The organism is Acinetobacter sp. CAU_H_56 (assembly GCF_058599425.1).
In genome coordinates, this window is sequence record NZ_CM178654.1 from 2,158,553 (window position 1) to 2,171,270 (window position 12,718).

General features: G+C 43.7%; 14 protein-coding genes. 8 read left to right on the top strand and 6 right to left on the bottom strand.

Translation table 11 applies throughout. The features are described 5' to 3' along the window. The first annotated feature begins 42 nt into the window (after positions 1-42). The 3 genes from rlmH to AC4MCC_RS10300 all read left to right on the top strand — a co-directional run bounded on the left by rlmH (position 43) and on the right by AC4MCC_RS10300 (position 2,330). Positions 43-525: a 23S rRNA (pseudouridine(1915)-N(3))-methyltransferase RlmH gene (gene rlmH, locus AC4MCC_RS10290; RefSeq protein ID WP_419374391.1), complete on the top strand. Its 483-nt coding sequence runs from the start codon at positions 43-45 to the stop codon at positions 523-525. Between the two features lie 106 nt (positions 526-631). After that, positions 632-1,408, top strand: a complete 777-nt coding sequence (locus AC4MCC_RS10295; protein WP_419363340.1) for a DODA-type extradiol aromatic ring-opening family dioxygenase — start codon at positions 632-634, stop codon at positions 1,406-1,408. A gap of 139 nt (positions 1,409-1,547) precedes the next feature. Further along, on the top strand, positions 1,548-2,330 hold the full coding sequence (locus AC4MCC_RS10300) for a DUF4377 domain-containing protein (protein ID WP_491885232.1): 783 nt from the start codon (positions 1,548-1,550) through the stop codon (positions 2,328-2,330). A 70-nt stretch (positions 2,331-2,400) separates the two neighbouring features. Here AC4MCC_RS10300 and gdhA read toward each other — a convergent pair whose 3' ends face one another. Continuing rightward, positions 2,401-3,744, bottom strand: a complete 1,344-nt coding sequence (gdhA, locus tag AC4MCC_RS10305) for an NADP-specific glutamate dehydrogenase (protein ID WP_419363336.1) — start codon at positions 3,742-3,744, stop codon at positions 2,401-2,403. A 347-nt stretch (positions 3,745-4,091) separates the two neighbouring features. On the opposite strand from gdhA, the gene AC4MCC_RS10310 reads away from it, so the two are divergent. Together AC4MCC_RS10310 and nth are read left to right on the top strand one after the other, a co-directional pair. Continuing rightward, on the top strand, positions 4,092-4,883 hold the full coding sequence (locus AC4MCC_RS10310; protein WP_491885233.1) for an RnfABCDGE type electron transport complex subunit B: 792 nt from the start codon (positions 4,092-4,094) through the stop codon (positions 4,881-4,883). A 4-nt stretch (positions 4,884-4,887) separates the two neighbouring features. Continuing rightward, the gene (nth, locus tag AC4MCC_RS10315; RefSeq protein WP_419363332.1) at positions 4,888-5,601 is read left to right on the top strand and encodes an endonuclease III; all 714 of its coding nucleotides are present in this window, start codon (positions 4,888-4,890) and stop codon (positions 5,599-5,601) included. Between the two features lie 36 nt (positions 5,602-5,637). Here the strand turns inward: nth and AC4MCC_RS10320 are convergent, their stop codons facing one another. The 4 genes from AC4MCC_RS10320 to AC4MCC_RS10335 form a co-directional block, all read right to left on the bottom strand. Beyond that, the gene (locus AC4MCC_RS10320; RefSeq protein ID WP_419363330.1) at positions 5,638-5,847 is read right to left on the bottom strand and encodes a hypothetical protein; all 210 of its coding nucleotides are present in this window, start codon (positions 5,845-5,847) and stop codon (positions 5,638-5,640) included. 82 nt (positions 5,848-5,929) lie between these two features. After that, the gene (adk, locus tag AC4MCC_RS10325; RefSeq protein WP_004782907.1) at positions 5,930-6,589 is read right to left on the bottom strand and encodes an adenylate kinase; all 660 of its coding nucleotides are present in this window, start codon (positions 6,587-6,589) and stop codon (positions 5,930-5,932) included. Positions 6,590-6,671: 82 nt separating this feature from the next. Next, positions 6,672-7,988 carry a DUF445 domain-containing protein gene (locus tag AC4MCC_RS10330; RefSeq protein WP_419363328.1) on the bottom strand — a complete coding sequence of 439 codons (1,317 nt, stop codon included), beginning with the start codon at positions 7,986-7,988 and terminating at the stop codon, positions 6,672-6,674. A gap of 65 nt (positions 7,989-8,053) precedes the next feature. Further along, positions 8,054-8,572: a hypothetical protein gene (locus tag AC4MCC_RS10335; RefSeq protein ID WP_419363326.1), complete on the bottom strand. Its 519-nt coding sequence runs from the start codon at positions 8,570-8,572 to the stop codon at positions 8,054-8,056. Positions 8,573-8,806: 234 nt separating this feature from the next. Here AC4MCC_RS10335 and mrdA point away from each other — a divergent pair, with 234 nt between their 5' ends. Further along, the gene (gene mrdA, locus AC4MCC_RS10340; protein ID WP_491885234.1) at positions 8,807-10,849 is read left to right on the top strand and encodes a penicillin-binding protein 2; all 2,043 of its coding nucleotides are present in this window, start codon (positions 8,807-8,809) and stop codon (positions 10,847-10,849) included. Between the two features lie 3 nt (positions 10,850-10,852). Beyond that, positions 10,853-11,410: a 16S rRNA (guanine(966)-N(2))-methyltransferase RsmD gene (gene rsmD, locus AC4MCC_RS10345; RefSeq protein WP_125278716.1), complete on the top strand. Its 558-nt coding sequence runs from the start codon at positions 10,853-10,855 to the stop codon at positions 11,408-11,410. Positions 11,411-11,484: 74 nt separating this feature from the next. Here rsmD and AC4MCC_RS10350 read toward each other — a convergent pair whose 3' ends face one another. Then, complete coding sequence (locus tag AC4MCC_RS10350; protein ID WP_004782913.1) at positions 11,485-11,691, bottom strand: hypothetical protein; 207 nt, start codon at positions 11,689-11,691, stop codon at positions 11,485-11,487. Between the two features lie 246 nt (positions 11,692-11,937). Here AC4MCC_RS10350 and AC4MCC_RS10355 point away from each other — a divergent pair, with 246 nt between their 5' ends. Then, positions 11,938-12,687, top strand: a complete 750-nt coding sequence (locus AC4MCC_RS10355) for a sulfite exporter TauE/SafE family protein (protein ID WP_491876857.1) — start codon at positions 11,938-11,940, stop codon at positions 12,685-12,687. Positions 12,688-12,718 lie beyond the last annotated feature (31 nt).

Genomic DNA, 12,718 nt, shown 5'->3' on the forward strand with positions numbered 1-12,718 from the left:
TTTGATCGTTATAATGAAGTATCTAATTATTGATCCAGTTCTATGAAAATCCGTATCTTAACCATCGGCCAGAAAATGCCGGCTTGGGTGCTAACAGGCTTTGAAGACTATTTCAAACGTATCCAGCCTTTTGTACAGACTCAGGTGGTTGAATTGCCGATGGCGAAACGGGGCAAAAACGATTCTGAAGCCGATATTCTGAAATACCGGAATATTGAAGGTGACAGTATTTTAAATGCCTTAAAACAGAATGAATTCCTGATTGCACTAGAAGTCGGTGGCCGTGAGTTTAGTACGGAAAAACTGGCTGAAACCATGAAAGGCTGGATGCTGGAAGGTCATGATATTGCCTTGGCGATTGGTGGGCCAGATGGCCATTCTGAAGCAGTCCGAAAAGCAGCAGCCTGGCATTGGTCCCTGTCTAAACTCACCTTGCCACATCCGCTAGTCCGTGTAATGCTGATTGAACAACTGTATCGCGCCATGAGCATCAACCATAATCATCCTTATCACCGTGCAGGCTGATCTGTGGATGCGTTCTGATTATGCAACGTTTTGTTGAACAATCACCCCTGCCTTTGCTTCCCTTTTTATTGCATGATTAAAACATTGAATTAATGTGGTTTGACTTATGAACTTACAGACTTTGCCCGGCTTATTTATTTCTCATGGTTCTCCCATGCTCGCGCTCAATCCTGAGCAGGTTGGCCCGGCATTGCACCGTTTAAGCCTGAATCTGCCACGTCCAACTGCCATCATTGTTATGTCGGCACACTGGGAAAGTGAAGCTCTGGAAGTCAATACAGGTATTCGTCCTGAAACTTGGCATGACTTCCGTGGCTTTCCACCCGAGTTATATGAGTTACGCTACCCTGCTCCCGGCAATCCAGAGCTGGCTGAGCAAGTCTTGGGTCTATTGGTCAATGCCGGTTTCTCTGCACATGCCAACAGCACCCGTCCGCGTGATCATGGCGTCTGGATGCCGCTCTTACATATGTATCCAGAAGTAGATATCCCGGTGGTTGAAATTTCTTTACCAATGTCGATGAGTGCAGAAGAGATTTACAAGATTGGCCAGACGTTGGCGCCCCTTCGTGAGCAGCAGGTTTTCCTGATCGGGTCAGGGAGTATTACCCATAATTTGCGTGAATTGTCCTGGCAGGGAAATAGCGATGAAGTTCCGGAATGGGCATCGACCTTCCGTAACTATGTGGCCAATAAATTAACCCATAGCGATTTTGATGCCGTTCTGGACTGGCAGTCTATTCCTCAGTTAAAACGTAATCACCCAACGCTGGAACACTTTGCTCCACTGTTCTTTGCTATGGGTACCGGCAACCGTTTCAGTATTGTGCATAGCAGTTTTACGATGGGCGCTTTGGGAATGGATATCTACCGTTTTGACTAACCGATAGCTCCGCTTATTTAAAATCTGACTTTTTAATTTGGATACATTTTGTTAGCAAAAGCTACGATTTGTATCCATATTTTTTGTTAATCTCTTGATTATAATCACGTTGAAACTTTAGCACATAGAATATAAACCAATGAAATTCAGTATTTTTGCGCTTGCCCTGCTCCCTTTGGCTTTAACTGCATGTCAATCTTCTCATCTTCCTGCCACTTCAGGAGATCCGGCTATTTCTACTCTATCCACCACATTAAAAACGCCTACACAAATTTTACCCGCTTATACCTGGGAACTTGATCGTGGGCTGCAACGCCCGATTGTTCTGAGCTTTGACCAGCAAGGCAGACTGAGTGTAGCTTCTGGCTGTAATGGCCTTGGTACGAACTGGAATGTTAAAGATAATACCCTGAGTACGGGTGACATGATGGGTACCATGATGGCGTGTGATGCACCATTAATGGAACAGGAACGTTTTATCAGCCAGCTTCTGCAAAAGCGTGATATTCCGTTTAGCCTGGATCCAAGTGATGCCAATCAACCAAAACTGAGTATTACTGCAGCAGATGGTCAAAAATATGTCTTTACCGGAAAAATGACACCGGAAACCAAATACCAAGGTCAGGCAGAAACTATTTTCCTAGAAGTTTCACCACAGACTAAAGCCTGTACGGGTGTAGCTCAACAAACCTGCTTGCAAGTAAAAGAAATCAAATATGATGAAAAAGGCTTAAAGACTCAAGTCGATAAAGACTGGACTTTATTTTACGATCAGATTGAAGGTTTTCAGCATACACCGAATGAGCGTCAGATTATTCGGGTCAAACGTTATGAAATTAAAAATCCGGCAGCTGACCAGTCTAAATATGCCTATGTATTCGACATGGCTGTAGAGCGTGAAACAGTCAAAGGCACTCTTTAAAGATAAATACTGTACATAAAAAAACCGAGGCATTCACCTCGGTTTTTTTCAAGCTTAAACTAAGTCAGACTTAGAATACGCCTTGAGAAAGCATTGCATCAGCAACTTTTACGAAGCCAGCGATGTTTGCGCCGTCTACATAGTTTACAGTACCGTCTTCTTTAGTACCGTATTTCACACAGTTGCGGTGAATTTCTTTCATGATCGCATGCAGACGTTCGTCAACTTCTTCGAAAGTCCAGCCTAAACGCAATGCGTTTTGAGACATTTCAAGACCAGAAGTTGCTACACCACCGGCGTTAGATGCTTTACCTGGAGCATAAAGGATTTTCGCTTCAACGAATTTCTCAACTGCATCCAGTGTAGAAGGCATGTTCGCGCCTTCAGCAACACAAATTACGCCGTTTGCAAGAAGCGCTGCTGCATCATTCGCATCAAGTTCGTTTTGAGTCGCACATGGAAGCGCGATATCACATTTGATACCCCAAGGACGTTGACCTTCAAGGTATTCAAAACCGTGTTTAGATGCAAATTCAGAGATACGGCCACGTTTAATGTTTTTCAGTTCCATCACTTCAGCAAGAAGCTCTTCAGTGAAACCGTCTTTAACGTGAACAGTACCCGCAGAGTCAGATAGAGAAACAACTTTAGCACCCAAGAACATTGCTTTTTCAGCAGCGTACTGCGCAACGTTACCAGAACCAGAGATTGTTACCACTTTATCTTTGAAGCTTTCGCCACGAGTTTTCAGCATCTCTTCAGCGAAATACACTGTACCGTAACCAGTTGCTTCTGGACGAGCCAGAGAACCACCGAAAGTCAGGCCTTTACCAGTGAATACACATGAAGTGTCATTGCTGAGTTTTTTCATCATACCAGCCATGTAACCAACTTCACGGCCACCCACACCGATATCACCCGCTGGGATATCTGTATTAGAACCAAGATGACGATAAAGCTCGATGATTAACGCTTGGCAGAAACGCATGATTTCGCCTTCTGATTTGCCTTTAGGATCAAAATCAGAACCGCCTTTACCACCGCCCATAGGCAATGTAGTCAGGGCATTTTTGAAAGTTTGCTCGAAACCGAGGAATTTCAAAATAGAAAGGTTCACTGACGGGTGGAAACGCATACCACCTTTGAATGGACCAATCGCTGAGTTGTACTGTACGCGGAACGCACGGTTAACCTGTGTTTGACCTTGGTCATCTACCCAAGCAACACGGAACTGTATCGCACGCTCAGGTTCAACTAGACGTTCTAGTAAACCATGTGCTGCGTATTGTGGATTCTTTTCAATGAATGGCCACAAACTGGTCATCACTTCTTCTACAGCTTGAAGAAATTCGGGTTGATGTGCATCACGTGATTTTACGTAATCTAGGAACTCATTAAGTGTGTTGTATTTCAACGCTTAATCCTCAGCAGAAAATGGATCAAAATTGGTCAAATTTACAATCAATGTTAAATTTTGGCGCAAAATATTAAATATCTTTTGTAACTAATCTACAATACTTTTTTGAAAAATAGTTTAAATTTAATTTGATAACAATTATTTATATTGATTATGAATATTTTTTCTGTGTACTTAAATGCCAATTGAATCAATGCTTAATTGTTAATTTATGCCTAATAATAATGCACAAAGTGACCCTTAATCGTGCATAACTTAGTTCCTTAAAAACATGTTAAAATCATTAAATTGACATATTTTGTTTCATTCACTCTAAGGCTCAGCCCGAGCAGCCTAGGTTATTCATGAATTCGCAAATCTCTCTAGTCCAGTCTATTGATGCTTTATTGCCCCAAACCCAGTGCGGTTTATGTGGTCATCGTGATGGCTGCTTGCCCTATGCTCAGTCCATTGCTGAGGGCGAAGATGCCAATAAATGTGTACCGGGTGGACAGCCCGTCGCTGATGCTCTGGCAGCATTGTTAAATCGTTCTAAACTGCCCGCTGAAGAAAGTGTCTGGCCCATTCAGACGGATGGTCGTCCTCAGCGCATGAAAGCCATCATTCGTGAAGATGAATGCATTGGCTGTACCAAATGCATCAGTGCTTGCCCGGTCGATGCGATCATTGGCTCAGGCAAATTGATGCATACCGTCCTCACTGACCTGTGTACCGGTTGTGAACTGTGTATTCTGCCTTGCCCGGTAGACTGTATTGATCTAGTCGAAGATCTTCAGCCTTTGCCAACTGAAGCTCAACGTATTGCTGAACAGGATGACTTGCGCAAACGTTACTACGCGCATATTCAACGCGAAGAAAAACGTCGCATCGACCGTAAGGGACCTGTCGTTCGTGCCGAGATTAATACTGCCCTGTTTGCCCAGTTCTCTGCTCAGGTCGATCAGGTTCCTGTCATTGAAATCGTGAAAAAAACAACCGATGAAGTGGTTACACTTGATGCCAAAACCACGATTGAGCTTGCCAAATTACGCACACAAATCAAAAAGTTAGAAAAACAGCTTTCTGTTCGTGAGGATGCACGCAAACGTCTGCAACTTGAAGAACTGACGCAGCAATTACAGGCTTTACAGGGATAAGATCATGACAACAGTAACAGCTAAGCCTGTAAAAAACATGACTAAAAAACAGATTCAGACTTTCTTTGAGCGCCTGCGTGAACAGCGTCCGAATCCGAAAACTGAACTGAACTATTCCAGCCCATTTGAATTACTGGTTGCGGTGACCCTGTCTGCCCAGGCTACGGATGTAAGCGTGAATAAAGCCACCGATAAACTGTTTCCGGTCGCCAATACACCGGAAGCAATTTATGCACTTGGTGTGGATGGGCTGAAGGAATATATTAAAACGATTGGCCTGTATAATTCCAAAGCTGTGAACGTCATTAAAGCCTGTGAAATGTTAATCAAGAAGCATAACAGCGTGGTACCGGACAATCGTGCAGATCTGGAAGCCTTACCCGGTGTAGGACGCAAAACAGCGAATGTGGTGCTGAATACCGCCTTTGGCCAGCCCACCATGGCTGTGGATACGCATATTTTCCGTGTCGGTAATCGTACCGGTTTGGCGGTGGGTAAAAACGTGCTTGAGGTCGAGCATCGTCTGGTCAAAGTGATTCCAAAAGAATTTATTATTGATTCACATCACTGGTTGATTTTACATGGTCGCTATTGCTGCATCGCACGTAAACCGAAGTGTCATGAATGTGTGGTCGCTGATGTCTGTAACTGGCCCGACCGTTTTGAATTTGGCGCAGGTCGCGCAATACCGGTGAAAAATATTGAAGCTGAACTTTAGGTTCAGCTTTTTTAATTTAAGTATTCGAAAAGTTTTTTATTTTTTATTTTGCTCAGTTTGTTCTTGCTTACGCTTTTGTTCAAGCTCGGCCTGTAATTTAGGATGCAACTGACGCTCAGGCACCTTACCGACATTTTCGGCACGTTCTTCCTGACGTACTTTTTTCAGCATCTTGAAGCTGACATAGAACAGCGCAAACAGTACTGCCAGAAATACAATCATCAATCCCAATACAGCAAATTTCACAGCAGATCCTTTTGAACAATACAATAAAAAGAGCCCTAATATGACTTAGGGCTCTTTGAAAGTCAAAATGATCGGAAACCGATTATTTTGCTTGATCCAGAATCGCGAAAAGATCTTTTTGAACTTCTTCGATTGGACGTAGACCGTTTAACTTGTCATAAGTCGGTGCATTTTCGCCTGAAGCTGCACGGCCTTGATAGAAGCCAACCAGCTGTTCAGTTTCAGTATGGTATGAACCTAAACGGCGACGAATAGTTTCTTCCTGGTCATCTGGACGTTGTACCAGATCTTCACCAGTTTCATCATCTTTACCTTCCACTTTTGGCGGGTTGTAAACGATGTGATAAACGCGACCAGACGCCGGGTGTTGACGACGACCAGATAGACGTTGAACGATTTCTTCATCCGGCACATCAATTTCAATTACATGATCAATTGCAATGCCTTCTTTTTCCAGCGCTTCAGCTTGAGGAATCGTACGTGGGAAACCATCAAAGATGCAGCCATTTGCACAGTCAGGTTGTGCAATACGCTCTTTGACCAGACCAATGATCAATTCATCAGAAACCAAACCGCCATTGTCCATGACGCTTTTAGCTTGTAGACCTAATTCAGTTCCTTCACGAATTGCAGCACGGAGCATATCACCGGTTGAAATTTGTGGGATATTGTAGCGCTTACAGATCAACTGAGCTTGTGTACCTTTACCTGCTCCAGGTGGTCCGAGTAAGATAATGCGCATATATAAACATCCTCATTTTTTAACTATGTATAAGATACCCAGCTTCACACGACCAAAACGTGTGCTGCTCTTTGGCATCTAATTATAAGAAAGCCACAAACAAATGGATTAAACCCGCAACAAAACCGGTAACTCCCCCCAGGACAATCAAGATCCATTCATCTTCCTGAAAAGCAGGACGTAATAGATTCTGAAACTCGTTAGGCGTCAAATCACGTATGCGGTCTCTAAACATTTGGTAGATCTTCTGTGCACGGCTCGCATTAAACGCAGGGTCGCTTACAGGCACCATCGTAATTTCAATCGAGCGATCGATCAAGTCTGTCTTGAGTTTTGCATACTCTTTTGGTCCTAAAGACAACTGTAAAGAGGTCCGAACCAGCGGTGTTTCCATAATTTCGTTAATATGACGTTTGACAATACGGCGGGTTTTATCTTTTTTACCACCATACATCATTTCTGTCATGATCGATTTTAGCGTAATCAGATCTTCTGTGACTACACTGGCAAATACGTCAGAGACTTCCTCCTGACGTTTCATAAATGCGCCTTGTATGTTATAGGTGCCAATTCGAGGAATCACCGGCTTGATCCAAGGGAATCTATGATCGACTGTACGCTTAAAGAATTGCGGGTATTTGATATAGTGCGGTTCTACCGGATTAAACACCATCCAGATCGCAATCCAGTTAGTCAGGAAGCCCCAAATAGCAGCCCAGAACGGTACGGTCCAGTGCCATGGCACCACAAACCAGACCACCATCTGGAACAGGCCAAAGAACATCCCGATCAGGGCACTGATATGCCAGATAAAGTTGATTTCTTTCTGCCCGACTTTCAGGAACATGCGCACCATTAAACGGCGATCACCTTCCATTTGACTGACCACCATGTCGCGCATATCGACCAGTGACTCGACGTTCATGGTCAGTTCAGTCACTAATTCTTTTAATACCTGTGGCAGCTGTTTATGGGCTTGTGCATAAATACGGCGCTTGATTGAATAAGGCAAGTTTTCCCACAGAACTGCATTTCGGTCCATCATGACTTCATCAATCAGATGTTCTAGTTCAAAACCGACCTGTTCCCCGATAATACGTGCCATATCATCCGGGTCCATTGCCTGCAAGAACTCTTGGATAGACCCGAGTTTAGACAAGGTATTATCCGTGATAATTCCAGAGATTCTTCCAGCTTTACGCGGCACAATACCTTGCCAGCCAACAGGAACAGGCCCGACATGAAAACCCCAAAAATTAATTGGATAAAACACCATTTTTAGCGCCATCCACACGTGAGCCCATGTTACGAATGCGGTCACCGGGATAATGCTGAGCACTGCCCAAAAATCTGGGCGATTCAAGAAGGCTTGCCACAATTCATTGACGTACTCAAGCATGCATAAATTCCATATTTAATTTTTTGTTCACAGAATACAGGTATTAATAAAGTTGAATATTTTGTCTATAAACCGATACTTAAAGTATAGGAGAATTGTAGTCTGGGTTCAGTTTCGGCTACAACGCGACCATTACTGTCCTGTAATTTCTCCCCCGCCCCAATACCGATACTAAAACTGCTGATCCGTTCTGAACTAAGCAAAACATACGCCAGATCAATACCCCCACCTAAACGGCTTTCGTATTTGCCATCCACCTGTTTGCTATCGATATGACCGGCATAAGCCCCTACATAATAACCATTTTTGTCCTTGCCGGTGAGGTGAGCTGGATAACGAAAGCCGACTTGTGCTCCAACTGTACGATCATCGTTGAGAAAAGCACCACCTTTCACATAAGCAATCCCATAAGGATTCACCCATTCAGTGTTTAGATGGATAAGTTTCTGGGTAAATCCGACCCCAACATTAAAAGCTTTAGGCTCACGATCCTCAGTTCTGTTTGCCGTATTATTCACTTGATCATGTGCATATACCCCATTTGCAAAGAATGCAAATGCCAACAAAGGGTAAACTTTGTTCATTCCTTCACCATCTTCCTTAATTATAGTTTTTGGTAGAGTCCTATTTTTATTTAATTTTGACTTTATCAGAATTATTAAAACTCTTGTATACAGCACTTTACAATTTTCATGTCTGCAAAGTCAAAGTTTAAACACAGGAATTGCTACAGCCAGTTTTTCATTATCAAATCCCGTACAGTTGCGCTAGAATACTCCACTTTGATTCCTTTCCCTCTGGTCTTAAGTCGATCGCGTATGAAGCAGCACTTTCCTTTAAAAAATGCACAACAAGAAAAGCGCATCTATAGCAGTCGGGTCTGGATCTCTGTCGGTATTGTGATTTTCTTTATGCTGCTGCTGGTCAGCCGCTATGCCTATTTGCAAATTTTTAATTTTGAAACCTTCTCTACGGCTTCTGACCAGAACCGTATTCGCCTGCAGCCCTTAGCGCCCGCACGCGGCTATATTTACGATCGTAACGGTATTTTACTTGCTGATAATTACCCGGTTTTTACAGCGACTTTAAGCCGCGCTGATGTTCAGGATATTGATGATACGCTGAAACGTCTTACACCGATTCTGGAATTAACCGAAGAAGATATTGAACGTTTTCAGGCACGAATCAAAACGGCGCGTAAAACTGAGCGGGTATCGATCAAGCTGAATCTGAATGAAAATGATATTGCCCGTTTTAGTGAAGTAAAATATCTATTTCCGGGCGTTAATATTGAAACCCAGATGACGCGTTACTATCCGCATGGTGAACTCTTCGCGCATGTGATTGGTTATGTCGGCCGTATTAATGACAAAGAACTCAAAGAAATTGATAAGGATCTCTATGCCGGATCTAACCTGATTGGGAAAATCGGGGTAGAAAAATACTATGAAGATCTCTTACATGGTGTGCCGGGTAATGAATCTGTTGAGGCTGATGCTTTCGGTAATGTTCTGCGTCACTTAGGCCGTAAAGAGCCGGTACGCGGTAATGATCTGTATTTATCACTGGATTATGGTCTACAAACCATTGCCACTGAACAACTGGCCGGTCGTCGTGGTGCTATTGTCGCGATTGACCCACGTACAGGTGAAATTCTGGCGCTGGTTTCCAGTCCAAGTTTTAACCCTAATTTATTTGTCACCGGGATTAGTAGCAAAGACTATTCAGGCCTTCGTGACAGTTTAGATCAACCACTTTATAACCGTGCTGTTCAAGGGGCTTATCCTCCAGGTTCAACGATCAAACCGATGTTTGGTATGGGCGGTCTGCATTATGGACTGGTCGACTGGAGTACAGCGATTTCTGACCCGGGGTACTTTACCTTACCGGGCGATAGTCACCGCTTCCGTGACCATAAAAAAACCGGTCATGGCGCTGTGAATCTGCATAAGGCGCAAGTGGTGTCCTGCGATACCTATTTCTATGTCATGTCCTACCGCATGGGCATTGAAAAAATGAATAGCTGGATGCGCCAGTTCGGCTTTGGCGAAAAAACCGGTGTGGATTTACCAAGTGAAAGTTCAGGTCTTTACCCAAGTCCTGAATGGAAAATGCGTACCCGTAAATCCAAATGGTCACGTGGTGAAACCATTTCAGTGAGTATTGGTCAGGGTGCATTTACCGCCACACCATTACAGCTCGCTATGGCAACTGCTATTACGGCGAATCAAGGCTCACATGTTACGCCTCACGTACTGCGTGAAAGCAAAGGTGCCAAACCTTTCACCGTACATAATGCTACCAATGGTAAAATCGACTTTAACGGTCAACCAGACGACTGGATCAAAATGCGTGATGCGATGATCGATGTGGTTCAGTCAGGTACAGGTCGCAGAATCCGCACACCGATGTATCAAATCGCAGGTAAAACCGGTACGGCACAGGTGAAAAGTATTGCGCAAGGTAAGCGCTATAATGAAGCCCTGCTGACTGAACGCCAACTGGATCATGGTCTATTTGTGGGTTTTGCACCTGCTGAAGCCCCTGAAATTGCAGTAGTCGTTGTCTGGGAAAATGGTCGACATGGTGGTTCTGCTGCACAACTGGCTAAACCGTTATTTGATTACTGGTTACTGTCTCGCGATAAAAATCCAATTCACCCTGCCGGCCATCAAATTAGTGGCGGTCTCATGACAGCAGGTATTAAACCGGGTGAATTGCCAAGTGGACCGAATCTGTTAAGTGCTGATCCGAATGCGACCCCAACACAAGAAGGCAGTCAGGCGACCCACGCACAGCCAAACAATCCGCAACCTGCAACTTCTCGCTCTGCTCCTGCAGCCAATGACGATCAGGAATAATTCATGAAAAACCAACTTAGAATTATTGGCGGTGACTGGAAACGCCGTCAATTGGCTTTTGCCAGTATCGAAGGATTACGCCCCACACCTGACCGTGTGCGTGAAACTTTATTTAACTGGCTGATGTGGGATGTCCAGAATGCCTGTGTCTTGGATCTGTGTACCGGTTCAGGTGCTTTATCTTTTGAAGCATTATCACGTGGTGCAGCTTCAGTGGTGATGATTGAACCTGATCGTACTCAGGCGCAATTCCTCACCCAAAATCTGGAATTACTCAAAGTCACCAAAGCACGTGCGCAACTTAAAATTGCGACAGCACAACAAGCATTAACCAGCCTGAAACAGCAGTTTGATCTGGTCTTTCTAGACCCGCCTTATAGTCTGGATCTATGGGAAACTCTGGCTGCTCAAGCTGATCCACTGATCAAAGAAGATGGTTTTATCTATGTAGAAGCCGATCGTGAACTCAGCACATTGAAGCTGCCAAGTTCATGGCGTTTAGTTAAAAATACCAAAGCCGGTACAGTACGCGCAGGGCTGTATCAGAAAAAAGCGGCTTAAAACCTACTTATATTAAACACTCAAATAAAAAAGGATTCCTTAAAGAAATCCTTTTTATAAATGGAAGGTAATAGTTAACGATTACGACGCCAGTCCCGATCACCTCTGTCACGTTTCCAGTCACGATGATCTTTATGTTTTTTCCAATCCTTATCACCACGATCCCGATCATAATGTCCATTACGATCATGATGACCGCGATAACCTTCATCCCAAGGATCAACCACACAGCCTGTTAGCGCTACTGCCAATACAGATGACAGTAATATCATTTTTTTCATGTTCATCACCTCTATACCGCACTCAATTAGTATCAAGTGATTTCATGAAGAGTACGCGGAGCCATTGTTGCACTCTTGTATGATTTTGTTCATTTTCCATACTTAATTAAAGGGTTTGTCTCGGATTTAATAAAAAAACCATTTATGCATATTTACACTTAGATTCGCATAAATACAGCTAAGGATTTACTTGGTTTTTCTGGCCATATTTTGAATACTACAAACTTTTCCAATGCCCTGATTTTTATGACCTGGCTACTCTTTATTCTTGGTGCAATTATCGCAGGATTTGTACAGGGACTTACCGGTTTTGCTTTTGCATTAATTGCCATGTCATTCTGGGTATGGGGATTGAGTCCTCAACTTGCTGCGCCCTTAGTGGTTTTTGCCTCGGTGTGGAGTCACCTCATTTCATTATCCAATGAACCTAGACTTCCTCATCTGCACCGAACCTTATATCTACCTTATTTAATTGCTGGTCTGATCGGTGTCCCACTCGGCACCTGGTTACTGAATATCGTTGAAGCGGGTACTTTTCGTATTTTGCTGGGTATATTTCTCGTGATCTGGTGTCCACTGATGTTGCTTAATCCACAGATTAAATTGATTCAGCATTCAGGTAAAACTGCGGATGCAGGGATTGGTTTGGCTGGTGGCATTTTAGGAGGTTTAGGGGGATTCTGTGGTTCTGTACCCTCTGCCTGGTTAATGCTGAAACAGCTGCCGAAAGAACAGCAGCGCTATATATTGCGTCATTTTAATTTTGCCATACAGGTGTTTACCTTAGCCGCCTATTTACTGCAAGGCACCTTAAATCAGACTCACCTCCCCTATATAGCGGTACTCATTCTGGCTGTAAGTATTCCCGCTATTTTAGGCGCACGTCTGTTTCATCAAATTTCAGAATTACGTTTTAAACAGATTGTCTTAGGCTTGCTCTTCAGCTCGGGCTGCTTTCTCCTGATCAAAGAAGGCATTGACTCATTTGCGCGATAGAGCAGCTCTAGAGCCTTACATCACTTTGCTT